The 23,983-nt window shown below is 65.8% G+C and carries 22 protein-coding genes; 11 read left to right on the top strand and 11 right to left on the bottom strand.

The genetic code is table 11. The features are described from left to right. Window positions 1–17: 17 nt before the first annotated feature. A complete protein-coding gene (locus L1080_RS19210; RefSeq protein WP_250777192.1) occupies window positions 18–1,469 on the bottom strand; it encodes a GntP family permease in 1,452 nt (483 codons plus the stop codon). Window positions 1,470–1,827: 358 nt separating this feature from the next. On the opposite strand from L1080_RS19210, the gene L1080_RS19205 reads away from it, so the two are divergent. Beyond that, complete coding sequence (locus L1080_RS19205; RefSeq protein ID WP_159919809.1) at window positions 1,828–2,916, top strand: 3-deoxy-7-phosphoheptulonate synthase; 1,089 nt, start codon at window positions 1,828–1,830, stop codon at window positions 2,914–2,916. A 4-nt stretch (window positions 2,917–2,920) separates the two neighbouring features. On the opposite strand, the gene L1080_RS19200 is transcribed toward L1080_RS19205, so the two are convergent. Then, window positions 2,921–3,568, bottom strand: a complete 648-nt coding sequence (locus L1080_RS19200) for an alpha-ketoglutarate-dependent dioxygenase AlkB (protein WP_250777191.1) — start codon at window positions 3,566–3,568, stop codon at window positions 2,921–2,923. Between the two features lie 220 nt (window positions 3,569–3,788). On the opposite strand from L1080_RS19200, the gene L1080_RS19195 reads away from it, so the two are divergent. Continuing rightward, window positions 3,789–4,436 (top strand): LysE family translocator, encoded by a 648-nt coding sequence (locus tag L1080_RS19195; RefSeq protein ID WP_250777190.1) that lies wholly within the window; start codon window positions 3,789–3,791, stop codon window positions 4,434–4,436. Between the two features lie 70 nt (window positions 4,437–4,506). Then, on the top strand, window positions 4,507–4,932 hold the full coding sequence (locus tag L1080_RS19190) for a VOC family protein (RefSeq protein ID WP_109327342.1): 426 nt from the start codon (window positions 4,507–4,509) through the stop codon (window positions 4,930–4,932). 46 nt (window positions 4,933–4,978) lie between these two features. On the opposite strand, the gene L1080_RS19185 is transcribed toward L1080_RS19190, so the two are convergent. Continuing rightward, complete coding sequence (locus tag L1080_RS19185; protein WP_159919817.1) at window positions 4,979–6,010, bottom strand: AraC family transcriptional regulator; 1,032 nt, start codon at window positions 6,008–6,010, stop codon at window positions 4,979–4,981. Further along, complete coding sequence (locus L1080_RS19180; RefSeq protein ID WP_250777216.1) at window positions 6,007–7,194, bottom strand: pyridoxal phosphate-dependent aminotransferase; 1,188 nt, start codon at window positions 7,192–7,194, stop codon at window positions 6,007–6,009. The genes L1080_RS19185 and L1080_RS19180 overlap by 4 nt, the downstream gene beginning before the upstream one ends. Before the next feature lie 144 nt (window positions 7,195–7,338). Here L1080_RS19180 and L1080_RS19175 point away from each other — a divergent pair, with 144 nt between their 5' ends. Beyond that, on the top strand, window positions 7,339–7,941 hold the full coding sequence (locus L1080_RS19175) for a carboxymuconolactone decarboxylase family protein (RefSeq protein WP_159919819.1): 603 nt from the start codon (window positions 7,339–7,341) through the stop codon (window positions 7,939–7,941). On the opposite strand, the gene L1080_RS19170 is transcribed toward L1080_RS19175, so the two are convergent. After that, window positions 7,916–8,836: a sigma-70 family RNA polymerase sigma factor gene (locus L1080_RS19170; protein ID WP_250777189.1), complete on the bottom strand. Its 921-nt coding sequence runs from the start codon at window positions 8,834–8,836 to the stop codon at window positions 7,916–7,918. The genes L1080_RS19175 and L1080_RS19170 overlap by 26 nt on opposite strands. A gap of 280 nt (window positions 8,837–9,116) precedes the next feature. On the opposite strand from L1080_RS19170, the gene L1080_RS19165 reads away from it, so the two are divergent. Genes L1080_RS19165 through L1080_RS19145 form a run of 5 tightly spaced genes read left to right on the top strand, consistent with a single transcriptional unit; the run spans window position 9,117 to window position 14,576 of the window. Continuing rightward, entirely contained in the window at window positions 9,117–10,187 is a 1,071-nt protein-coding gene (locus L1080_RS19165) for an ABC transporter substrate-binding protein (protein WP_159919823.1), read from the top strand. Window positions 10,188–10,230: 43 nt separating this feature from the next. Beyond that, entirely contained in the window at window positions 10,231–11,067 is an 837-nt protein-coding gene (locus tag L1080_RS19160; protein WP_159919825.1) for an ABC transporter ATP-binding protein, read from the top strand. Beyond that, window positions 11,060–11,953, top strand: a complete 894-nt coding sequence (locus L1080_RS19155; protein ID WP_159919827.1) for an ABC transporter permease — start codon at window positions 11,060–11,062, stop codon at window positions 11,951–11,953. Before L1080_RS19160 ends, L1080_RS19155 begins: the two co-directional genes overlap by 8 nt. Window positions 11,954–11,988: 35 nt before the next feature. Beyond that, on the top strand, window positions 11,989–13,353 hold the full coding sequence (locus L1080_RS19150) for an LLM class flavin-dependent oxidoreductase (RefSeq protein WP_250777188.1): 1,365 nt from the start codon (window positions 11,989–11,991) through the stop codon (window positions 13,351–13,353). Continuing rightward, window positions 13,350–14,576 (top strand): MFS transporter, encoded by a 1,227-nt coding sequence (locus L1080_RS19145; RefSeq protein ID WP_250777187.1) that lies wholly within the window; start codon window positions 13,350–13,352, stop codon window positions 14,574–14,576. The genes L1080_RS19150 and L1080_RS19145 overlap by 4 nt, the downstream gene beginning before the upstream one ends. Before the next feature lie 35 nt (window positions 14,577–14,611). On the opposite strand, the gene L1080_RS19140 is transcribed toward L1080_RS19145, so the two are convergent. The 4 genes from L1080_RS19140 to L1080_RS19125 all read right to left on the bottom strand — a co-directional run bounded on the left by L1080_RS19140 (window position 14,612) and on the right by L1080_RS19125 (window position 19,828). Further along, a complete protein-coding gene (locus L1080_RS19140) occupies window positions 14,612–17,062 on the bottom strand; it encodes an ABC transporter permease (protein WP_250777186.1) in 2,451 nt (816 codons plus the stop codon). Beyond that, on the bottom strand, window positions 17,059–17,808 hold the full coding sequence (locus L1080_RS19135) for an ABC transporter ATP-binding protein (protein ID WP_250777215.1): 750 nt from the start codon (window positions 17,806–17,808) through the stop codon (window positions 17,059–17,061). The genes L1080_RS19140 and L1080_RS19135 overlap by 4 nt, the downstream gene beginning before the upstream one ends. Before the next feature lie 139 nt (window positions 17,809–17,947). Beyond that, the gene (locus tag L1080_RS19130; RefSeq protein ID WP_213573388.1) at window positions 17,948–18,640 is read right to left on the bottom strand and encodes a response regulator; all 693 of its coding nucleotides are present in this window, start codon (window positions 18,638–18,640) and stop codon (window positions 17,948–17,950) included. A 9-nt stretch (window positions 18,641–18,649) separates the two neighbouring features. Further along, window positions 18,650–19,828 (bottom strand): sensor histidine kinase, encoded by a 1,179-nt coding sequence (locus L1080_RS19125; RefSeq protein ID WP_159919837.1) that lies wholly within the window; start codon window positions 19,826–19,828, stop codon window positions 18,650–18,652. Window positions 19,829–19,916: 88 nt separating this feature from the next. Here L1080_RS19125 and L1080_RS19120 point away from each other — a divergent pair, with 88 nt between their 5' ends. After that, complete coding sequence (locus L1080_RS19120; RefSeq protein WP_109327367.1) at window positions 19,917–20,903, top strand: LLM class F420-dependent oxidoreductase; 987 nt, start codon at window positions 19,917–19,919, stop codon at window positions 20,901–20,903. 29 nt (window positions 20,904–20,932) lie between these two features. Then, window positions 20,933–21,496: a GNAT family N-acetyltransferase gene (locus tag L1080_RS19115; protein WP_250777185.1), complete on the top strand. Its 564-nt coding sequence runs from the start codon at window positions 20,933–20,935 to the stop codon at window positions 21,494–21,496. A gap of 1 nt (window position 21,497) precedes the next feature. Here L1080_RS19115 and L1080_RS19110 read toward each other — a convergent pair whose 3' ends face one another. Both L1080_RS19110 and L1080_RS19105 read right to left on the bottom strand, forming a co-directional pair. After that, entirely contained in the window at window positions 21,498–22,166 is a 669-nt protein-coding gene (locus L1080_RS19110; RefSeq protein ID WP_250777184.1) for a DUF3239 domain-containing protein, read from the bottom strand. A gap of 38 nt (window positions 22,167–22,204) precedes the next feature. Further along, complete coding sequence (locus tag L1080_RS19105; protein WP_250777183.1) at window positions 22,205–23,884, bottom strand: DNA repair helicase XPB; 1,680 nt, start codon at window positions 23,882–23,884, stop codon at window positions 22,205–22,207. Window positions 23,885–23,983: the final 99 nt, after the last annotated feature.

Genomic DNA, 23,983 nt, shown 5'->3' with positions numbered 1-23,983 from the left:
AGGGGTGCGAGGGGCGGTCAGAAGAACAGGCTCATCGGAAGGATGAGCAGGATGGCGACCACCGACGCCACCGATACTCCTACGGAGCACGTCTTCAGAGTGCCACGTGTGGTCTGCCCCATGAGGGATTGCAGAAGCCAGAAGGTGTTGCTTGTGACGTGCACGGCGAACAGTGAACCGGCACCGGCCGCCAGCGCGATCAGGACGGGATCGAGGCCGATGATCGGTGCGACGGGGGCGAGGACGCCGGCGGCGGTAATCGCGGAGATCGTCACCGAGCCGACCGCGATGTGCAGGGCAGCGGCCATCACCCACACCATGAGCAGCGGGGCGGCGTGGTTGGCGGCGAAGTACTGACCGAGAATGTCCCCGAGTCCGACGGCCGCGATAGTGGCGGCGAGCGAGCCACCGACTCCGGTGAGAATTAGGATCTGGCCGCTTTCGCTGAAGCCACTGGCGATTGCCTTCTGCACGCGATGCTGGCCGATGGTGAGCCGTCCGATGAAACTGGTGCCGATCAGACCGATCAACAAAGCGATGAGCGGTTCGGACACGAAGTCGATAACCGGATTGCTGACTTCGGTGATATCCAGAATGGCGCCGGTCGCGATGAGTAGAAGTGACACGAGCAGCGGAGCGAGCAGGACGATGAGCCGGCCCTCGTGCCGGGTCACGACATCTTTGTCCGTGGTCGGGCGCAGGCTGGTGCTGGTCCGCTCGGCCTGGGCGACGCTGCGACCGGGCACGGGCTGCGGGCTCGAGGCACCCACGCCGCCATCGGGAGTCGCGTCCTCTTCCTCGTCGTCCACCACCGTCTGATGGAAGTGCTCCTCGTCCTTCTCCGGGTTCCACCAACCGTGGGTGAACAGGAACGACATGATCGCCACCGAGATCGCCACCGTCGGGATCACCAGGATCAACCCGAAGATCAGCATCTTGCCGAGCGGCACACCGAGAAGTCCGGCGAGCGCCAGCGCGCCCACACCCGGGACCATGAACACGATCCCGCACTCGAGCCCGATCGCCAGCGCAGTGGCCATCCGCGCGGTGCCCATCCGGCCGATCTTCGGGGCGAGGTTACGTGCGAGCGGTGCGGAGATGACCAGCAGGACGTCGAGAAAGATGGACTGCAGCAGAGTCGCGATGGTCAGCGACAGCGCGTAGGGCATCCGCTTGGGACCGAAGACCCGCAGCAGCGTCCCCACCAGACGTTGGATCGCACCCATTTCCCGCAGCATGGCGCCCATCAGGACGCCGAAGGAGATAAGCAACCCCACTTCGGCCATGATGTCGCCGAAACCGGTGGCGATCGTCTCCACCGTCTTTACCGTTCCGAGCCCGGAAGTAAGGCCGAGATAGGCGGATCCCACGACCAGCGACACCACCGGGTTGAACTTGAAACGCACGATCATCAGCACCACGGCCGACACGGCGATCGCAGTGTTGATCAGGATTGCGAGGTCTGACATTGACGCGTCCTAACGAGGAGGCGGGTAGTGACTACAGTCACAAGGTCACTCATATTATGAACACAGACTCACGATATAAGCAACGGGCCTCCGGCCCGTGCGCCTTTCTGGTCGTTCCGGCAACCAGAAAGGCGCACGAGGCCGGAGGCCCTTAGGGGTGGGTGTGGCGCCGATCGGGGGCGGCCGCTACTGTGGGCGCCATGCAGCGCGTGTATTTCTGGTTTAGCAGGCCGGCCCCGGGTGGGTCGGTCGGCGTAACCACGCGCTGATCACTTCCACCCCAGAGCCGGATTACAGACCGGCTCGCGGGATTCTTCACAGTCTTCGAGGGTCGGCCTGAGAACAGGAACCCCACCCCATGACTGTCACTCTCGACACCGCGTCCCATGCTGATCGCCTCGACGACCAGCGCACAGTGAGCATCAGCCCCCTGGTGGCCCCCTCTGTCGTGCGCCGTGAATTCGCGCCCGACGATGTCGCGGCTGCGACTGTGCGTAGCGGCCGCGCCGACACGGTGAACGTGCTGAACGGCGACGACGACCGCCTACTCGTCGTGGTCGGCCCGTGCTCGGTGCACGATCCGGCGGCTGCAATGGACTACGCCCGCCGACTCGCCGCGAAGGCGGAGGAACTGCGGGACGATCTGCACATCGTCATGCGTGTCTACTTCGAGAAGCCGCGCACGACCCTGGGATGGAAGGGCCTGCTCAACGACCCGCATCTGGACGGCACCTTCGACATCGACACCGGTCTGCGGATGGGGCGGAAGCTACTGCTCGACGTGTCCTCGCTCGGGCTTCCCGTCGGATGCGAATTCCTCGACCCGATCATGCCCCAGTACATTGCCGACCTGGTCACCTACGGCGCAATCGGTGCGCGCACCGCCGCCAGCCAGGTGCATCGACAGCTCTGCAGCGCGCTGTCGATGCCGGTAGGTATCAAGAACTCCACGGAGGGTGACGTGCAGGTGGCGGTCGACGGGACAAGGGCCGCGGCGGCGAGTCATGTGTTCCCCGGCACGGATCTGGACGGTCAGGCCGCTCTGATCCGAACGATGGGCAACCCCGACTGCCATGTGATCTTGCGTGGCGGAACCGACGGACCCAACTACGACTCGGAGACGGTGTCCGACACACTCGCCCGGCTGCGGAAGTCGGGACTGTCCGAGCGGGTCGTGATCGATGCGAGCCACGGCAACAGCAGCAAGAATCACGAGAAGCAGGTGGAGGTGGTCGGCGACATCGCCGCGCGGCTCGAGGCGGGCGAACGCGGCGTCGTCGGCGTCATGATCGAGAGCTTCATCGAGGCCGGCCGTCAGGACCTCACCCTGGGCCGCGCCGAGGACCTCACCTACGGGCAGTCCATCACCGACGCCTGCATCGACTGGGACACCACCGCCGCGCAGCTCGACCGGTTGGCGCAGGCGGTCGCGGCCCGGCGGGGGTGAGCAATCATCGGACTCCTCGCATGCGGAACTGGACGCTGATGCGTGGACCCACCGGGCGGCTGCTCTTCGGTACGCAATGCTCCCAGGTGCGTTGGCAGGATCCCCCCATCACCAGTAGGTCGCCGTGCCCGAGCGAGTACCGGATCGACTGCCCTCCACCGCGCGGCCGCAGCAACAACGGTCGCGCGGTGCCGAGGGAGAGGATGGCCACCAACGTGTCCTCGGTGCGGCTACGGCCGGTGTCGTCGCCGTGCCAGGCCACGCTGTCGGAGCCACCCCTGTAGAAGCAGAGACCCGAGGTCACGAACTTTTCTCCCAGTTCAGGCAGGTAATGCGTGCTCAACGCCTCGCGCGCCGCGACCAGGAGTGGATCGGGAAGCGGCTCGTTCTCCCCGTAGAAGCGGACGAGGCGCGGAACGTCGACCACGCGGTCGTACATCTGCCTGCGCTCTGCCCGCCACGGAACGGTGTCGACGAGCTCGGTGAACAGCTCGTTGGAGCCCGTCATCCAGCCGGGGCGCACGTCGACCCAGGCGCCGGCAGTGAGGGTTCGGCGAGTGACCGTCGATCCGAGTTCGCCCAGTTCGACACCGCCCGACGCGTCGTCGAACAGCGAAGCTTGGAGCGCGTACCGCGCGTCCGCGGAAGTCATGCGGTCATACTACCTCGATATTCGAACAAACGTTCCCATCATTTTCGGGCGTAGTGATCACCGCTCAGACGCACCCGATTTCTGTAGCTGCACTACTTTTCGGGCCGTAAAAGAAGTGCGGCTGCGAAGGGGTGCGTCTCGGTAGAAAGAGCGCGGCACCGGTCCACCGAGGCCGGACTGGACCGTGACGGCGAGGGACGCTGGTGGGATCGTCACGACCATGATCGATTCGACGGCAATACTCGGGGTGGGGGCGATCGCGCTCGGATTGGTACTGACGCCGGGACCCAACATGCTGTACCTGGTCTCGCGCAGCATCACTCAGGGCCGAGGAGCAGGTTTGATATCGCTGGGCGGAGTCGCGATCGGATTTCTGGTGTATCTGGCAGCGACGACGCTGGGGATTTCGGCGGTATTCTCTGCGGTTCCGCAGGCATACACGGCAGTGAAACTGGCAGGTGCATGTTACCTCGGCTGGCTGGCGTGGCAGGCGCTCCGGCCGGACTCGGGTACACCGTTCGCCCCGACGCAGACACTGCCGCGCGATTCGCCGGCCCGCCTGTTCACGATGGGACTCACTACGAACTTGCTCAATCCCAAGATCGCGGTGATGTACCTGGCGTTGATTCCGCAGTTCGTCGACCCCGACTCCGGACCGGTGTGGTCGCAAAGTCTGCTGCTGGGAAGTGTCCAGATTGTCGTCGCTGTGGTCGTCAATGCCGCAATCGTCTGCCTTGCAGCGTCTGTCGCCGGCTTCCTGCAGGGACGGCCGCGGTGGATCCGCGCTCAGAAACTCATGATGGGCAGTGTGCTGGGCGGGCTCGCGGTACATCTTGCGTTCGATCGGGGTCGCCCCACGGTGGTCTGACGTCCGTCGTACAACTCCCGCGGCGTCGTACTCGCTTCAACCTGTCGGTACCTCGCTATACCGTCGGAACATGGGATACGAATTTCAGGTCACCGTCGATTCGGAAAACCCGCACAGCCTCGCGAAGTGGTGGGCGCAGACGCTCGGTTGGGAGGTGGAGCCGAGCAACGAGGAATTCATCCGCGGACTGGTGCAGGCCGGTCACGCGAAAGAATCCGACACCATGATCTTCGAAGGTGTTCTCGTCTGGCGGGAGGGTGCCGCCATTCGGGATCCGGCGCATTCGGAGCGGCCACGGGTGCTGTTCCAACTCGTTCCCGAGTCGAAGACCGTGAAGAACCGCCTGCATCTCGACCTGCGGGTGGGCGACGGGCGAGAAGACCTCGCCAGGGAACTGGAGGAATCCGGCGCGAAGGTGCTCCACCGGGGACGGCAGGGTCCGAACGAGTGGATCACCATGGCCGATCCGGAGGGCAACGAGTTCTGCCTCGCCTGACCGAGCAGGCCGGGGACGCAGTGGGCCGAAAACGCAGTGGCCGAGGTTAGCGGTACGCGCTGGGAGTGGTGCCGGTCCACCGCTTGAAGGCGCGCCGGAATGCGCTGGGCTCGGAGAATCCCAGGCGTGCGGACAGATCGTCGACCGTCTCACCGCGTCGCAGACCCGCGACTGCGGCGTCGCGCAGAACCTCCTCGCGGAGCTGATTGAGCGAGGTGCCGTCCTGCCGGAGTAGGCGCCGTAGGTGGGGCACGCTGATCGACAGCATCTCCGCGATTTCCTCGGCGGTGGACGTGCGGCCCTTCATGCCCAATTCCAGCACCCGCCGCACCTGGGATGACGCCGTGCTGTCGTAGTCGCGCTCGGACATCAGCAACGTCGGCGATTCGCGGAGGTACTCCTCGAGCGTGTCCTCGGTCTGGATGATCGGCAGCCGCAGCACTGCATTGTCGAATTCGATTGCGGGAATTGCGCAGTCGAACGTGACGGGGACACCGAAGATGTGGTCGTAGTTTTCGGCGAGGCGTGGAAGCGGTGCGGGGTACGGCATGTCGACGGCGAGCAACCGGACGCGCTTACCCACCAACCACGCTGCGAACCGGTGCAGGAGAATGAGGAGGAAGTCGGTGGTGACGCGCGCCGCCTCGAGCGACAACTGTGCATCCTCGGCCGACTGGACCTTCGCGCCGGGACGGATATCGAGCGTCATGCGCGTTCCGCCGTGGTTGCCGGGGACGATGTGGAGAGCGGGAAGTGAGGGCAACGCCCGGAGAATGTCTGCCATCCGCTCGAGCGCGGCAGAGAGGTCGGCGGTGTGGATCAACGCCAGACACACCAGCCGAAAGGTGCCGCGCGGCACCGGAGCCGGTCCGAGACCGAACAGTTCGTCGCCCGTGATCTGCCAGACCGCTTGCGTGAACGCGGTGACCTGGGTCGGTGTGAGCCTGGCCAATGGGTCCTGCAGCGATGCCGCCGTGATCCCTGCGACGGATAATGCGGGGGAGAGGTCGACGCCACTGCGAGCCGACAGTTCCAGTGATCGCCGGACGAAGTCGGCGGGGATGGTGCGAGCAGTCACGAGCCAGGCTTTCCGAGAGCCCGCAATCGCCGTGCGGCCTCGGCGAGCACGTGGTCCTGTTTGCAAAAGGCGAAGCGAACTAACGGCTTCCACTGCTCGGGGTGGTCGGTGAACACGCTGACCGGCACACCGGCGACACCGATCCGCGCCGGAAGATCGCGACAGAACTCGATACCGTCGTGCTCGCCGATCCCCGTGATGTCGGCGCAGAGGTAGTACGTGCCCCCGCCGGAACGGACTTCGAGGCCGGCCGCCACGAGAGCGTCGTAAAGAACGTCCCTCTTCGTTTGCAAGCTGTCGCGTAGTTGTGTCACCCACTGCTGTTCGTGCGTCAGCGCGTGAGCCACTGCCGGCTGGAACGGGCCGCCGCCCACGAACGACATGTACTGCTTCGCGGTGCGCACGGCGTCGATCAGTTCGGCGGGTCCGCATGCCCAACCGATCTTCCAACCGGTCACGTTGAACGTCTTGGCGGCACTCGACACGCTGACCGTGCGTTCGTACATCCCGGGGAGGGTGGCGACGGCGGTATGGGTCCGGCCGTCGAAGACCAGGTGTTCGTAGACCTCGTCACTGAGGACCAGCAGGTCGTGCTCGCAGGCCAGGCGAGCGATGGCCTCGAGTTCTTCGCGGGTGAACACCGTGCCGGTGGGATTGTGCGGTGTGTTGAGCACCAGCATCCGGGTCTTGCTCGTGACTGCATCGCGGAGTCCGTCGAGGTCGACGGCGAAGCTTTCGCCCGCGGGAACGAGGGGCACGGTGCGGCGCACCGCGCCCGCCAGTGCGACGGAGGCCGCATAGGAGTCGTAGTACGGCTCGATCAACACCACCTCCTCGCCGGGCTCCACGAGACCGAGAATTGCCGCGCTGATCGCTTCCGTCGCGCCAACGGTGATCAGCACCTCGGAGTCCGGGTCGTGGTCGAGGCCGTAGCGAGCCAGCCGGTCGGCGGCCACCGCACGCCGCAACACGGGCATTCCGGGCCCGGGCGGGTACTGGTTGAGGCCGTCGGCGATGGCCGCTCGCGCGGTGTCGAGCATCGACGACGGCCCATCAGTGTCGGGGAAACCCTGACCGAGGTTGATGGCGTCGTGTTCCACCGCGAGTGCGGTCATCTCGGCGAAGATGGTTGACGCGAACGGCTGCAGGCGCGAGACGGTTCGATTACGCGGCGTAGCCGACAGGCGATTGCGCGGCGTTTCGGGCATTACTGCAGCGTAGTCGGTGTGCCACAGAACCTCGCACACGGCCGTGTCACGTTCTGCGGGGCTGTCTCGTCTTCTCTGTAGACGGCGCGCGAAGGGCGCCCGGTGACGATGGAGGACACAATGCCCCGCATTCCCGCAGTGGCCCCGGCGGACGCGAGCCCGCTGGTCAAGGTTGCGTACAAATTCGCTGCCCGCAAGTTCGACGAGGTCCCGGAGCCGTTCGCCGTGCTCGCCCACCACCGCAAACTGTTCGTCGCCTCGGCCCGCCACGAGATGGCAGTGCAGAAGGCGTCGACAGTTCTTCCGGCCAGTGTCCGGGAGCTGGCGGTGTACCGCGTCGCCTGGACGATCGGCTGCTCATGGTGCGTGGACTTCGGGACGATGCTGCAACGCCTGGACGGGCTGGACACGGCGAGGCTCGAAGACATCGGCAACTACGCCGACTCCCCGGCGTACAGCGAGGACGAACGTGCGGCCATCGCCTATGCCGACGCGATGACTGCGACGCCCACGACGGTCACGGACGAACAGGTGGCCGACCTCGAACGCCGTTTCGGCAGGGACGGTGTCGTCGAACTGTCGTATCAGATCGGGATCGAAAACATGCGGGCTCGGATGTATTCGGCACTGGGCATCACCGAACAGGGTTTCAGCACCGATTCGTGTCGGGTGCCGTGGGCCTCGAACGACGGCCAGGTCACGAAGGGTGGTCCGGGAGTCTGATCCCGACGAGCTTCTCTGGATTCGCGATGTCGTAGGCGGCGTAGACGAGTCCGTTCCGGACGGTGAACCCACCCACTCGCGGAGGCGAGCTGCGGTGGGTCTCGCCGCCGGCGATCCCGGCGCTGAAGAAGCCGAGCTGACCGTTGACCAGGACCGGCTGCATGGTGGTGAAGGCGGCGGCGCCGTACTTTCGGATGAGGCCGAGATAGAAGCGAGCGAACTTGTCCGCTCCCCGGATGACGTTGACGGCGGTACTGGTCGTGCCGTTGGCGTCGCCGATGACGAGGGCGTCGGGGTGCAGTGCCGACACCACCGCATCGATGTCGCCGGAGGCGAGGGCTCCGAGAAGTCGCTGCACCGCGCGGGAATGCTCCTCGTCCGGGACCGCGGGAGTGGTTGCTGCCGCGGCCTTACGGGCGCGGGACGCGAGCTGCCGCGCCGCCGGGATCGCGATCCCCAACAGGTCTGCCACCTCGTCGAAAGGCACCCCGAACCCGTCGTGGAGCACGAAGGCGACGCGTTGCTGCGGAGTGAGCGTGTCGAGCACGATCAACGCCGCCAGCCGGTTGTCTTCCTCCTGTACGACCGCTTCGAGCGGATCCGGCTCCGCAGACGGTCCCAGCCCGGTGACGATGGGTTCCGGAAGCCACTGCCCGACATACTGTTCCCGCCGCACTGCGGCCGATCGCAGCCGATCGAGGCAGATTCTGCCGACCACGGTGGTCAGCCAGCTCCGGAGGTCCCGTATGCCGGTGGCATTCTCTTCGTCGAGTCGCAGCCACGACTCCTGCACGGCATCCTCGGCGTCGCTGACACTGCCGGTCAGCCGATAGGCCACCGACAACAGATGCCGCCGGTGGCCCTCGAATTCGTCTACCAGCGTCGCTGACGGCATGCCGACATCGTACGTCCGATCCAGACATAAAATCCGTGGTGCGCGTAACCGTTGACCCTGGTGGGGGCACCGGACGTACTGTGGGACAACCACACGACGTCAGGGAGTTCTGCCATGTTCCAGTGTTGTAGCTGTCGCAGCTGACCTGGCTTTTCTGCACCCCTTCTCTTCGCAGGCACTGCTCGATCCCGCGGGACCGTCCCGGTCTCCGGTCGAACGGTGCGCATCACCCGACCCGCCACCCTTTCCGTGTGCGGGCATCACCCTGAGGAAGATCCCGATGATTCGTCCACGTCTGGCGCGGACTCTGGCCGCCGCGGCCGCCCTGCTCACCTTCGCCGGCCTCACCGTCGCCTGCTCGAGCGACAAGACCGTCACGACCGCCGACGGTAAGACCGTCCTGCGCTACGAGGGAACCACCGGCCAGGTCTCCTTCTCGGAATTGGCGGCCGACCTGGGCTACTACCAGAAGGTCGAGCTGAACTGGATCGGCGACACCACCAGTGGGCCCCAGAGCATCCAGAACGCCGCAACGGGACAGACCGATTTCGGTGGGGCGTTCAACGGGGCGGTACTGAAGCTGGCCGCCGCGGATTCACCCGTCACCTCGGTCATCGGCTACTACGGCTCCGACAAGGAAACGTTCAACGGGTACTACGTGCTCGAGGACAGCCCGATTCGCACCGCCCGAGATCTCATCGGCAAGAAAGTCGGGATGAATACCCTCGGCGCGCACCACGAGTTCCTGGTCCGTGAATGGCTGGCGCGAGAAGGGCTCACTCCGGACGAGATCAAGCAGGTGGAGCTCACCGTCGTACCCCCGGTGAACACCGAACAGGCACTGCGACAGGGACAGATCGATGTCGGCACACTCGGGAGCGTGTTCCGCGACAAGGCCGTGGAGAAGGGCGGTATCCGCGCGCTGTTCACCGACGAGTCCATCTTCGGTTCGTTCACGTACGGCTCGCTGCTGTTCCGCAACGACTTCATCGCAAAGAACCAGGAGGCAGTGGCCGACTTCGTGCAGGGCACGGCCCGGGCGATCCGCTGGACACAGACCACGCCCCGCGATCAGGTGATCGCGAAGTACAAGGAGATCATCACCGAGCGCGGACGCAACGAGAACACCGACCTCGTCGACTACTGGAGGTCCCCCGGTGTCGCCGGCCCCGGTGGAGTGATCACCGACAAGGAAATCCAGACCTGGATCGACTGGCTCGTGCGCAATGGAGAACTCGAGGACGGCAAGCTCACGCCGGCCGATGTGTACACGAACGAGTACAACCCCTACGCCAACGGCACGTATCCGGCGGACAGCGGTCCGGACGGGCAGGCCCTGGCCACGAAATGACAGTACCGAGCAGAACTGACGGAGAAGTATCGGAAGGACAGACATGAGCACGACCGCTTCGGACCGAGGTCAGGTCACACCCCCCAAACTCCGCCTCGAACACGTCACCAAACAATTCGACGTGCGCGGGACGAAGGACAAGTTCACCGCGATCGAAGACATCGACATCGATCTCGCCGCCGGTGAGTTCCTCGTCCTCGTCGGACCCAGCGGTTGCGGAAAGTCGACGCTGCTTGACCTTCTCGGAGGTTTGAGCACACCGACCTCGGGCCGCATTCTCCTCGACGGAAAGCCGGTGACGGGGCCGGGACTCGACCGAGGCATCGTTTTCCAGCAGTACGCGCTTCTCCCATGGCGCACTGCGCGGCACAACATCGAGTTCGGGTTGGAAGCCAAGGGGCTGCCCAAGAAGGAGCGCCGAAGCCTCGCCGAGCACTACCTCGAGTTGGTGGGCTTGCACGGCTTCGGTGACCGGTATCCGCACGAACTGTCCGGTGGGATGAAGCAGCGTGTCGCAATTGCCCGCAGCCTGGCCTTCGATCCCGAAGTGCTGCTGATGGACGAGCCGTTCGCCGCGCTCGACGCGCAGACCCGCGAATCACTCCAGGACGAACTGCTGCGCATCTGGAAGGCAACGGGAAAAACCATCCTGTTCATCACCCACGGCATCGACGAGGCCATCTATCTCGGGCAGCGGGTTGCGGTGCTGACCTCGCGACCCGGGCGGGTGAAGACGTTCGTCGACATCGACATCGACCGCAGCGGTGAGGACGTCCGATCCAACGAGCAGTTCCGGCAGTACCGGCACAAGATCTGGACGTTGTTGCACGGTGAAGTGGAGCGAGCACAGGTAATCGAGAAGGAGGAGGCTCATGTCTAGCGCACTTGCCACACCGACAGACCTCGACGAGGCGCCTGTCGTCGCCGATCCACTGCAGACCCCGGCAACGTCACCCGCACCGGAGGTCGGGCCGGCGACACCAGGCGCCGCGAAGCGCGCCGGCGCGGTCGTGGGACCCGTCGCCTGGCGAATCCTCAAGCCTTCGATCGCGATCGTCGCGTTTCTCTCGCTGTGGGAGTTCGCGCCCCGAATCGGATTGGTGGACGAGGTGTTTCTGCCACCGTTCAGTACGGTGGTCGAAGCCTTTCTCGACCTGGCCGCCAGCGGTGAACTGGGGCAGCACGTGTCGGCGAGTCTTTCGCGGGCCCTGATCGGCTTCTTCGTGGCAGTCGCGATCGCGATCCCACTGGGTATCGCGATCGCCTGGTACCGCCCGGTGTCGGACTTCCTGAACCCCATTCTCGAGCTCTTCCGTAACACGGCCGCGCTGGCCCTGCTACCCGTCTTCATCCTGATCCTCGGCATCGGTGAGGAGTCGAAGATCGCGCTGGTGATCTACGCGTGCACGTTCCCCATTCTCCTCAACACGATTTCCGGTGTGCGTACCGTCGATCCGCTGTTGATCAAATCGGCTTCGTCGCTGGGATTGTCGTCGGTGCGCCTGTTCCAGAAGGTGGTGCTGCCCGCCGCTGTTCCCACCATCTTCACCGGTATCCGCATGGCGGCGGCGTCCTCCATTCTCGTCCTGATCGCCGCTGAAATGGTGGGCGCCAAGGCCGGGCTCGGCTATCTGATCACCGCCTCCCAGTTCAACTTCCAGATCCCCAACATGTACGCGGGCATCGTCGCGATCTCTGTTCTCGGGCTGTCCCTCAACGCGATTCTCGTGTTGATCGAACGCAGGTTGTCGCGCTGGCGGGTCTGAACGGCCTGCTGCTCATCTCGTAGAAAAGAAACTCGATGTCACAAGGTTCCCAGCACTTCCATCTCAATGCCTTTCTCATGGGCGTGGGTCACCACGAGGCGGCGTGGCGGCATCCACGCACGGACGCCCACCGGGTTCTGGACGTGAAGCACTTCCAGGAACTCGGGAGGATCGCGGAACGCGGCAAACTCGACTCCGTGTTCTTCGCCGACACCCTGGCAATCGGTCCGCGGCTCGAGCACAACACGCAGGCGATCTTCGAACCCGTCACGCTGCTGTCGGCCATCGCCGTCGCCACCGAACACGTGGGACTGATCGCTACGGCGTCGACGAGTTACGGCGACCCCTACAGCTTGGCGCGGAAGTTCACCTCTCTCGACCACATCAGCGGTGGCCGGGCGGGGTGGAACATCGTGACGTCGGCGGGCGCGGACGAGGCGGCGAACTTCGGCGTCGACGGAATCCCGGCGCACAGCGGAAGGTACGAGCGTGCAGCGGAATTCGTCGACGTGGCACTTGCGCTGTGGGACAGCTGGGAAGACGATGCCGTGGTACTCGACCCGGACACCGGCCTGTTCGCCGACCCGGCAAAGGTCCACACGATCGACCACGATGGACCGCGCTTCCAGGTCAAGGGGCCGCTGAACTCCCCACGATCGGCGCAGGGGCGTCCACTGCTGGTACAAGCCGGTTCTTCGGAGAGCGGTAAAGAGTTCGCCGCCCGGCACGCAGAGGCGGTCTTCACTGCGCAACGCACCCTCGCGCAAGGGCAGGAGTTCTACCGGGACCTGAAGGCGCGGGTGGTGAAGTACGGCCGCAATGCCGGCGATCTGAAGGTGCTGCCCGGTATCGTCCCATTCATCGCAGACACCCAGGAGGAGGCGGAGGCGCTCGAACGGTCCTTCACCGACCTGATTTCTCCCGCGTACTCGCTGCGTCAGCTGTCCACGATGCTCGGCGTCGACCTCACCGAGCATTCGCTCGACGCCCCGCTCCCACCCTTGCCGCCGCTCAACGAGATTCAGGGGAACAAGAGTCGGTACCAGCTGGTGAAGGATCTTGCCGAAGACGGCTCGCTCACCGTGCGGCAACTGATCGGACTCCTCGGCGGCGGGCGTGGACACCGCACGTTCGCCGGAACCCCCGAGCAGGTGGCGGACGAGTTGCAGATCTGGTTCGAACAGGGTGCGGCGGACGGCTTCAACATCATGCCGCCGTACTTGCCGGGAGGTCTCGACGACTTCGTCGATCGGGTGGTTCCCATTCTCCAGGACCGGGGACTGTTTCGCACCGAGTACACCTCGACGACCTTGCGCGGTCACTATGGACTGGGCGAGGTCGGCAACCGGTTCGCACCCGGTGACGCGCTGGGCGGTGCCGTCGGCGAAGCGAGCGCATGAGCGGTCCGACCGGCCTCAAACCCTTTGTCACCACGGTCTTCGTCCCAGCCGCAATCTTCGGGATCGGCCAGGGCGCCGCGGCGCCGGTCATGGCCCTCACCGCACGCGATCTCGGTGCGTCGGTGGCGGTGTCGGGGCTGATCGTGGCGGTCGTCGGGCTCGGAGCCGTGCTCGGTGACCTGCCGGCCGGGCGGATCGTAGCCAGGTTCGGCGAGCGGCGGTCGATCATCGGGGGCAGCTCGGTCGGCGCCCTCGGCGTCCTGATCTGCTTGTTCGCGCCGACGCCGGGAGTGCTGGGTCTCGGCGCCCTGCTGACCGGGCTCGCCAACGCAGTATGGGGCCTGGCCCGGCAGAGCTACCTGGCCGAGGCCGTGCCGCTCGGGCTGAGGGCGCGTGCCATGTCGTCGTTTGCGGCGATGTGGCGGCTCGGCTTCTTCGTCGGCCCGCTTCTCGGTGCCGCCGTGATCCTCGTCGTCGGCACGCGCGGCGGATTCGTCGTCCAGCTTGTCGGTGTCGTGTTGTCGGGGTGGCTGATGTCCCGCGTCCCCGATCCACCGAGCCGCACGGACGGCCCGGCGAAGTCGCATGCCACGCTGCCCTCCATTCTGCGGGGGCACCGAAAGCTGTTGTCCACCCTCGGCGCCGGCTCGCTGCTGATGGGTGCGGGGCGAGCGTCTCGGGAAGCGGTGCTGCCGCTGTGGGCCGCCCACCTCGGACTCGACGCCGCCCAGGTGAGCCTGGTGTTCGGTGCCGGAGCGGCCGTCGACCTATTGTGTTCGTATCCGGCCGGCCACTTCATGGACCGGTACGGCCGGCGATTCATCGCCGTACCCTCCCTGCTGGTGATCGGGGTGTCGTACCTGGCGTTGCCGTTCTCACACGATCTGGTGTCGATCGGTGCGGTCGCCGTCCTCATGGGCATCGGCAACGGGCTCGGCAATGGCGTCATCATGACACTGGGAGCCGACATCGCCCCACCCGCGATCCGCGCCGAATTCCTCGCCGCCTGGCGACTGACCCACGACACCGGTATGTTCGCCGGGCCGTTGGGGGTGGGTGCGCTGGCCGCGGTGGTCCCGCTCGGGTTCGCCGTCGGTGCGATCGGCGGGGCTGCGCTGCTCGGTGCGGGCCTGCTGTTCCGCTTCATTCCCGTCTATTCGCCGTGGCCGCCTCGACCGAGCCTCGATCCGGGTTCCGTCGCCCTCGAGGAACAAAGGACCTAGGACTCGGCCGGGCTCGGTGAGGCGGCTCCGGGGAGCTAACCGGCCATGGCCGATACCGGCGAGATCGCCCCTGCACGCCTGGCGGGAAGCAGTGCCGCAATCACCCCGCAGACCCCGCCGATCAACACGATGGCGAAGAGCTGCACCCATGGGATTCCGCTGAGCACCACATCGTCGTAACCGAAAACAGAGGCAGTTCCGGCGCTTCCGAAGATGAGACCGAACACGACGCCCATTCCGGACGCCACACCGGCCACCAGGAGGGCTTCCCAGATCAACATTGCGCGTACTCCTTTTCTCGTCAGGCCGAGTGCTCGAAGCAGTCCGGATTCACGACGCCGTTCGAGGACGGACAGTGCCATCGTGTTACCGACGCCGATCAATGCGATCAGGACGGCTACCGACAGCAGGCCCGCGACCACCATGAGCATGGTGTCGAGCACCGAATCGATAGCCCCGCGCATCGCGATCATGCCTTGGACTTCGCTTCCGGGCGCCAGCTCACGGGCAAGTTCCGTCACGTGGTCGGTCGCGGCCAGCGACTGCTCGTCGGAGTTGCCCTCCGACAGACGAATCCAGTACGCGTCGATCACGGGGGATGATGCCGACACCGCCATATCGGTGTGGTCGAGGAGGGCCGGCTGACCGTCCCGGCCCTCCACCACCGTGACTGTGACGTCGCCGCGATCACCTCGGACCGTCGCCGTGTCTCCAGGGCTCAGACCGTTGTCCCGCAGTCCGGCGGGAGAGAGCACCAGCCGTCCCGGTGAGGGAAGGGTGATCGGGGTGCGCAGCACGGACTGCGCGGCACTGCCCGACACCCCGAAGGCCTCCAGTTCGCCACGTCCATCGATGACCAGGTCGGCACGCTCGAGCGCCGAAACCCCCGACACGCCCGTTGTTGCCGTGATCCGCGGGCCCAACTCCGGTGGTAGTCCTCGATTTCCTGTGCTGCTGACCATCACGTCCACCGGAAACTGCTCGTCCATCGCGGCGGGGGCCGACGATTTCACTGTCGCGATTCCCACCACCAAGGTGCTGGTCAGCGCCACACCGATCAACAGAGCAGTGACTGTAGCGGCGGTCCGGCGCGGATTCCGGCCTGCGTTGCCCGCGGCGAGTTCGCCGACCGGACCTGCCAGCCGTGCCAGAACGATGCCCGTCCGGCTGATCAGCGCCGGCACCATCGTAGTGCTCAGTGCCGCGATGCCGAGGAACGAGAGCAATCCTCCCACAGTGGCTGCCGGAACTTGCTGTGCGAGGACGCCTACCACGGTCATCGCGATTCCGGCGGCGAGCATCACGAGGCCGAGAACGCTGCGGCCGAGTGATATTCGCGCACTCTCCGGCTTGGCCTCCATCGGTTGCAGCGCTGCGAGTGGTGACAGTCTGGTCGCCGCCCGTCCGGGGGCAGACGCTGCCACCATGGTCATCACGATCCCCACTGCCACACCGAGCGCGACCGCCAGCGGATCGACATGCAACACCGACAACGGGATCGGTGCATCCGCGGCTGTGGCCACCCGTCCGACCACCCAGGCCAACGCGATCCCGACGCCGGCGCCGAGAACGGACGCGATGATCCCTACTGCGGCCGCCTCCGTCCGGATACTGCGGCGCACCTGTGATGCGGTTGCACCGACACAGCGCAGGAGCGCAAGCTCCTGGGTCCGCGCCGCGAGCAACACTGCGAAGGTATTGGCGATCACGAGCGCCGCGACAACGACCGCGATGGCGCCGAAGGACAGGAGGATGGTACTCAGTACCTCGGCCTGGCCGAGATACTGTCCTGCAGCGTCTTTGGTGGCTGCGGCTCCGGTGACCACGGTCGAGTCGGCGGGCAGGGCCTCGCGGATACGGGTGGCCAGCTCCTGCTGTGACAGGGACCCGTCACCGGCAATGCGTACCTCGTGGGTGGCGGCGTCACCGGCCCACTGAATCAACTGGGCAGGTGTCGCGAAGACCGTGGTGCCGCGCATTCGCTGCGCAGTTCCGGAGAGGTCGACCAGCCCGACGACGCGCACACTGGTGGTCACACCGTCGCTCGCGTCGAGTGCGGTCACCGTGATCTCCGAGCCGACAGGGATTCCGGCGTCCTTACTCACCAGCGCCTCGCCGAGTCCCCTGGGCAGTTCTCCGTCGGAGACCTGCTGCCACCGCAACACACTGTCGTCCGCGATCGACACGGCGTCACCGTAGGACTTTCCGTCGATCGCGGAATCGACACGGACGGAGGCGCTCACGTCATCGGTCGTCGCGGCGACGCCGGGGATCCGGGCGAGGTCGGCCGCCCTGGCGCCCGGCCCGGAAGCGACCGCGTCGGTGCCCCGATATTGCACAGCGAGCGAGTTGTCGATTCCGGCGCCGACGGTGGAGTTCAAGGTCAGCGTCGCCACGATGTACCCGACGGCGATGACCACCGCGAGAATCGACGCCACGTACCGGCCCGCGTGCGCCCGGGCCTGCGCCAAAGCCAGCTCCCTCATCGCCGCACCGCCGCGAGGTCGTTCGCGCCGAGTGCGCGCATCGACGCGATCACGGAATCTACGGTCGGCCGGAGAATGTCACCGGCGATCAGACCGTCTGCGATGAGAACTACCCGGTCCGCATACGACGCGGCCACCGGGTCGTGCGTCACCATCACCACCGTCTGCGACGTCTCGCGAACGCACGTTCGCAGGAGCCCGAGAACCTCTGTACCGGAGTGTGAATCGAGGTTTCCGGTCGGCTCGTCGGCGAAGACGACGTCGGGCTGCGGAAGCAGAGCGCGCGCCACAGCCACCCGCTGTTGTTGCCCGCCCGACAACTCGTGGGGGAGATGATCGAGCCGGTGGGTGAGCCCGAGCTTGGCGACCACTTCCGCCATCCACTGTGGCGACGGGGTGCTGCCCGCCAGGCGCATCGGCAACATCATGTTGGCTCGTGCGCTCAGAACCGGTAGAAGGTTGAACGCTTGGAACACGAATCCGATCCGCTCGCGCCGCAGTTCGGTCAGCTCCCCGTCGCCCAACCCGGTCACCTCGGTGTCGCCGAGAAACACGCGGCCGGCCGACACCGTGTCCAGTCCGGCCAGGCAGTGCATCAGTGTCGACTTGCCGGAACCCGACGGACCCATGATGGCGGTGAATTCGCCTCGTGCGAAATCGACGTCCACCCCGCCCAGCGCCTGCACCGCTGTCTCACCCGTGCCGTATACCTTCGTTACTCCGCTCGCGCGGACCGCGGCCTGCATCGTCGTCCCCACCTCCGTGTTGGTCCTTGTCGTCACGGAATCGACGTTATTGCAGGTGAAGCGGTGTGCGCGTCGGAGCGCGGAGCCATCTTTCGGCGGCGGCCGTCATCCCCCGGTAGGACGACGTGGGCCCCCAGCGTCAGTCCTCGGTACCGAGAAGGTCCGAGCGGCGCACCAAACCGACCTGGAACGCGAACACCACCGCTTGCACCCTGTCTCGTGAGTGCGTTTTCGACAGGACGCGTCCCACATGCGTTTTCACCGTGGTCTCCGATATGTGGAGCTGCGCCGCGATCTCCGTATTGGACAGCCCATACGCCATGGCCTCGAGGACTTCCACCTCACGGGGTGTGAGTTCCTCGGGAAGCTGTGCGCGGTCCATCGAATCCTCGAGTAACGGCCCCACATGCTGTAGTAAGCGGCGAGTGGCCCGTGCCTCGATCACGGCGTCGCCCCGGTGCACCGTCCGGATACCGTCGAGCAACTGTTCCGGTGGAACGTCCTTGAGGAGAAAGCCACTCGCACCCGCCCGGATCGCGGACAGGACATACTCGTCGTTGTCGAACGTGGTGAGTACCACCACTTTCGGCGCATCTTCTGCGGCCAGCAGCTGGCGGGTGGTTTCGATGCCGTCCATGCGCGGCATCTGCACATCCATCAAAACGACATCGACGCGACGTGCCGCGAGTTCGGTGAGCGCCTGCCGCCCGTCCGACGCCTCGACTACCACAGACAGGTCCGGCTGCGAATCGATGACCATCCGGAATCCGGCGCGGACCAGTTGCTGGTCGTCGATCAGCGCAACATCGATGCGGCCGCCGTGTTCGTCCATGCACTCACCCTAGGTGTTTCCGTGAGGGAGGACGGCGCGGACCCGATAGCCGCCACCAGGTTTGGGACCAGCCGTCACCCGGCCGCCGTGAAGTCGTGCGCGCTCCGTCATCCCGATCAAGCCCTGCCCACCTGCGGATGGTTCGATGAGCGCCGCCGAAACGCCCCGGCCGTCGTCCACGACAGTCACAACCAGATCGTGCTCGGTCCAGCGCATTTCGACGTCGGCGTGCGCCCCCGGCCCGGCGTGCTTGAGCACGTTGGTCAGCGACTCCTGCACGATCCGGTACGCGGTAAGACTCGTTCCCGGTGGCAGTTTCCGCGGGTTACCTTCGATCTGCAGGTGCACGTCCACCCCACTTCTGCGAAGGTCTGCGACGAGCGACTCGATATCCGACGCACCGGGGATCATGGCGAAGTCCCGGGGTCGGTCCTCCCGCAACACAGACAGCAGGGCCCGCATATCCGTCAGCGCTTGCCTGCCTGTGGCGGCGATCGTCTCCAGCGCAGCGAGTGCCGCTGCGGGATCCTGGGCGGCCCCGTACCGCCCACCGTCGGCCTGAGCGATGACCACGGTCAGCGAGTGGGCGACGATATCGTGCATCTCCCGGGCAATCCGCGTGCGCTCGGTGATGGTGGCGATCTCGGCTTCCTGTTCCCGTTCGAGTTCGAGGAGCCGAGCTCGCTCCGCCAGCCCGTCGAGTTCCTTCATCCGAACCCGGCGCAGGTCACCGAAGGCCCACACCGCGAGGACGAAGACGACGAAGGCGAGGGAGTTGTACACGAGTATCTCGGACGACTTGCTGTCGGAGAAGTACTTCACCGTCGCGCCCACAGCCCCGACCATGGCGAGACCGAGCGCAGTGAAACTACTCCACCGCGGACCGTAGGCGGCGAAAGCGTAGAGCGCGATGGGGACCGCGACTACGGACAGCAGGAGGGTGTGTGCGATCACGACAAGGTGCAGCACGGAGAACGCGGCGATGACGAAACCCGACACCACCGTGTGCGAACGACGCCAGGCCAGCGGCACCGTCATCCCCAAGGAAACGACCACCGCGGTCACGCTCGCCTCCGCCGCGGTGAGGAGACTGAGAACGGTGACGACGCCGGCAACGCACACGTCGATTCCGCGACTGTGTTTCGCGCTCCATCGGTACCACTGTTCGGTGGAAGGAAAGCGGGCCATGCTGTGACGGTAGCGCCTGTTCAAACGATCGGGCCGCGGGTGGCGCCGCACCCTGCAGGACTACCTGGACTGTGGGTACATTCTTCTCATGCGCTTCGGATTGTTCGTTCCTCAAGGCTGGCGCCTCGACCTCGTCGGTATCGATCCTTCCGAGCAGTGGGCGGTGATGCGCGACTTCTCGTTGCGTGCCGACCGCGGCTCCTGGGATTCGCTCTGGGTGTACGACCACTTCCACACCGTTCCGGCGCCCACCGAGGAGGCAACCCACGAGGCGTGGACCCTGATGTCCGCTCTTGCTGCCGTCACCTCGCGGGTGCGGCTCGGCCAGATGTGCACCGCGGTCAGCTACCGCAATCCCGCGTATCTGGCCAAGGTGGCCGCCACCACCGATCTCATCTCCGGTGGGCGAGTGGAGATGGGCATCGGAGGCGGCTGGTACGAGCACGAGTGGAGGGCCTACGGATACGGATTCCCCTCGCCCGGTGAGCGTCTCGGTCGCCTCGAAGAAGGCGTTCAGATTCTGCGCCAGGCCTGGATCAACGGCAGCGCGACCCTTGCAGGCACGCACTACCAGGTGGACGGGGCGATCGTGCGGCCACTTCCTCTCCAAGAGGGCGGCATTCCCCTGTGGATTGCCGGTGGCGGCGAAAAGGTGACCCTGAAGATCGCGGCGAAGTACGCGCAGTACACCAACTTCGACGGCACTCCCGAAGGTTTCGCCCACAAGTCCGAGATCCTCCGCAGGCACTGTGAGGACGTCGGAACCGACTTCGATGCCATCGTCCGGTCGGCCAACTACAACGTCGCAATCGGAACCACCGAGGCCGAGGTCGAGCAACGACTGGCCACGCTGGTCGAGCGCGTCACCCCCTATGTCGGCGCCGAGGCGGCGGAGGGAACTCTCGGCGCCTTCCGCGGAATGCCGGGCGTGGGTACCCCGGATCAGATCATCGAGAAGCTGTCCGCTCTGAAGGCGCAGGGCATGACCTACGGCATCTTCTACTTTCCCGAAGCCGCGTACGACACGTCCGGTATCGAGCTGTTCGAGAAGGAAGTGCTCCCGGCGCTGCGCTGATCGCCGGCTCGCAGGCCTACAGTGGCGGCATGTTCGTCGTCACCCTGAACACCGGCACCGTATGGCTGAGCCCGCCGGTCGTCAGCGACATCGACGCGATCTGTGCCGCCTGTAGCGACTCCGCGATCGCCGAGTGGACCACCATGCCCTCGCCCTATGCACGATCGGACGCCGAGCACTTCGTGCGGCGGACCGTCCCCTCCGGATGGGCGGATCGCAGCCCGGTCTGGGCAATACGCGAGCGCGCCGCCGGACCGGCGGTGGGGATGATCGGACTACTCGCGCGCGACAACTCGTCGGCCGAAATCGGATACTGGCTCGCCGCCGGTGCCCGCTCTCGAGGTCTCATGGCAACCGCGGTGGAGGTGGTGTGCGACTTTGCGTTTCGGCCGGATGGGATGGGTCTCGAACGCATCGAGTGGCGTGCCTTCGTCGGCAACCACGACTCCGCGGCGGTGGCCCGCAAACTGGGATTCCGGTTCGAGGGAGTGCAGCGCCGCGGGCTGCTCCAACGTGGAGTCCGGCGGGATTCGTGGATGGCAGCGCTGCTGGCGGACGACCCGCGCACGCCGGCAGACGGCTGGCCCGGCTAGTTCAGCGCAGGCTCTCGGGAAGCTCATGCTCGGACACGGCCACTCGCTGATCGGGACTCGTGCGCACGTGTTCCGACTCGGGGATCTTGCTCTCCAGGAAGTCCCACTCCGCCTGATCGATGGCTTCGGCTGCGCGGGCGCGCACCGAGGAGTCGCGCGTCCCCCAGGCGATGGGCATCGGACTGACCATCTCCCAGGTGTCGGCGGCACTGTGCGTATTGCGGTCGCTCAGAAGCGCGACGGACGGCACCCTGTCGCCGACGTTCTGCTTCTGATGTGCACGGATCGGAACGTTCCGGGTGACCAGCACGTACGACGGCCGCCCTGCCGCAGGCTTCGCCGCGTCGATCAGCGACAGCAGCGTGAGCGCACGCGGGTGCACCTCCGAGATCACGGCCGGGACCAGTGGGCTCTTCGCATACAGGTCTTCGATGCTGCCCACCTTCTTGGGCACCCAGAACGCCACCCATACCGACGTGAGAGCGACGAGCGCCACCACGACGCCGAGGATGATCGACCACGGATGCCCGAGCAGGATCAGCCCCACGGCCGCGGCCGCGAACAGCAGGGCAACGATGACCGCGGACACCTGGAGGCGTCGCATATCGGCGAACGTCTGATTCACAGACTTCGCGTAGGCCCGATCGACGGTGAACTCGAAATGTCGCACGGCACCAGCTTAGAGTCCCAGGCTCCGCGGCGGCGGAGTCACCCGATGGCGGGCCCGAGGAGGTCGTCGGCGTCGGTGATCCGGTACGCATAGCCCTGCTCCGCCAGAAAGCGCTGCCGGTGTGCGGCGTACTCGGCGTCGAGGGTGTCGCGGGCGACGACGGAGTAGAAGTGCGCTTGGCCGCCGTCCTGCTTGGGGCGCAGCAGCCGTCCGAGCCGCTGGGCTTCCTCCTGCCGCGAACCGAACGTGCCCGAAACCTGTACCGCGACGGACGCTTCCGGAAGATCGATCGAGAAGTTGGCGACCTTGCTCACCACCAACGTCTGGATGTCACCTGCCCGGAAGCTGTCGAAGAGTTCCTCACGTTCCTTGTTCTTGGTGGAGCCCTTGATGACAGGTGCGTTCAACGCCTCGCCCAGCTCGTCGAGTTGGTCGAGGTAGGCGCCGATGATGAGCGTGGGTGCATCGGTATGCCGCTCGAGGATCGATTTGACCACTGCGATTTTCGTGTGTGCTGTGGAACACAGCTTGTACCGCTCGTCGGGTTCGGCGACTGCGTAGGCCATGCGCTCGGCATCGGTCAACGTGACCCGCACCTCGACGCAGTCGGCGGGAGCGATCCAGCCCTGGGCCTCGATGTCCTTCCACGGTGCGTCGTACCGCTTGGGGCCGATCAGCGAGAAGACGTCACCCTCGCGACCGTCCTCACGCACCAACGTGGCGGTGAGGCCGAGGCGGCGACGGGACTGCAGGTCGGCGGTCATCCGGAACACCGGGGCCGGAAGAAGGTGGACCTCGTCGTAGATCACGAGGCCCCAGTCGCGGGAGTCGAACAGTTCGAGGTGCTTGTACTCGCCCTTGGTCCGGCGGGTGATCACCTGGTACGTGGCGATGGTGACCGGCCGAATCTCCTTGCGCTCACCGGAATATTCGCCGATTTCCTCCTCGGTGAGGGAGGTGCGGGCGATGAGCTCCCGCTTCCACTGGCGTCCCGCGACGGTGTTCGTGACGAGGATCAACGTGGTGGCTTTCGCCTTGGCCATGGCGGCGGCACCGACCATGGTCTTGCCTGCGCCACAGGGAAGGACGACGACACCGGAACCGCCCGCCCAGAAGGAGTCGGCTGCCATTTCCTGATAGTCGCGCAAATGCCAATGGCCGTCCGCCGATCCGGGCGACGTGCCGTCGTAGTCGAGGTCGATCTGGTGGGCTTCACCGTCGACATATCCGGCGAGGTCTTCGGCCGGCCAGCCCACCTTGAGGAGGAGCTGCTTGAGTCGTCCGCGCTCACTCGGGTGGACTACCACGGTGTCGTCGTCGACACGGGCGCCGAGCATCGGGGCAATCTTCTTGTGCCGGGTCACCTCGGTGAGCACGGCGCGGTCCAGACTGACGAGGGTCAACCCGTGCGCAGGGTTCTTCACCAGCTGCAATCGGCCGTACCGTGCCATGGTGTCGACGATGTCGACCAGCAGAGGCTGCGGCACGGCATAGCGGGAGAAGTTGACGAGGGCGTCGACCACCTGTTCGGCGTCGTGCCCGGCCGCTCGCGCATTCCACAGGGCCAGGGGAGTGATGCGGTAGGTGTGGACGTGTTCCGGCGCACGCTCGAGTTCGGCGAACGGCGCGATCGCCTGCCGGGCGTCGTGCGCGCGTTCGTGATCAACCTCCAACAGCAACGTCTTGTCGGATTGGACGATCAACGGTCCGTCGGTCACGGAAGCCTCCTTGTCACGCCGGATTCTGGCCAGCCTGTCCATTGTCCTGGTATGGGCGTCGGCGCGCCACGTCGCCACCTCTCACCTGGCTCGATACCA

It is taken from the genome of Rhodococcus sp. MSC1_016 (assembly GCF_023667485.2).
GTDB classification, from domain to species: Bacteria; Actinomycetota; Actinomycetes; order Mycobacteriales; family Mycobacteriaceae; genus Rhodococcus_F; species Rhodococcus_F oxybenzonivorans.
This window is presented reverse-complemented; position numbering and strand designations above follow the sequence as displayed.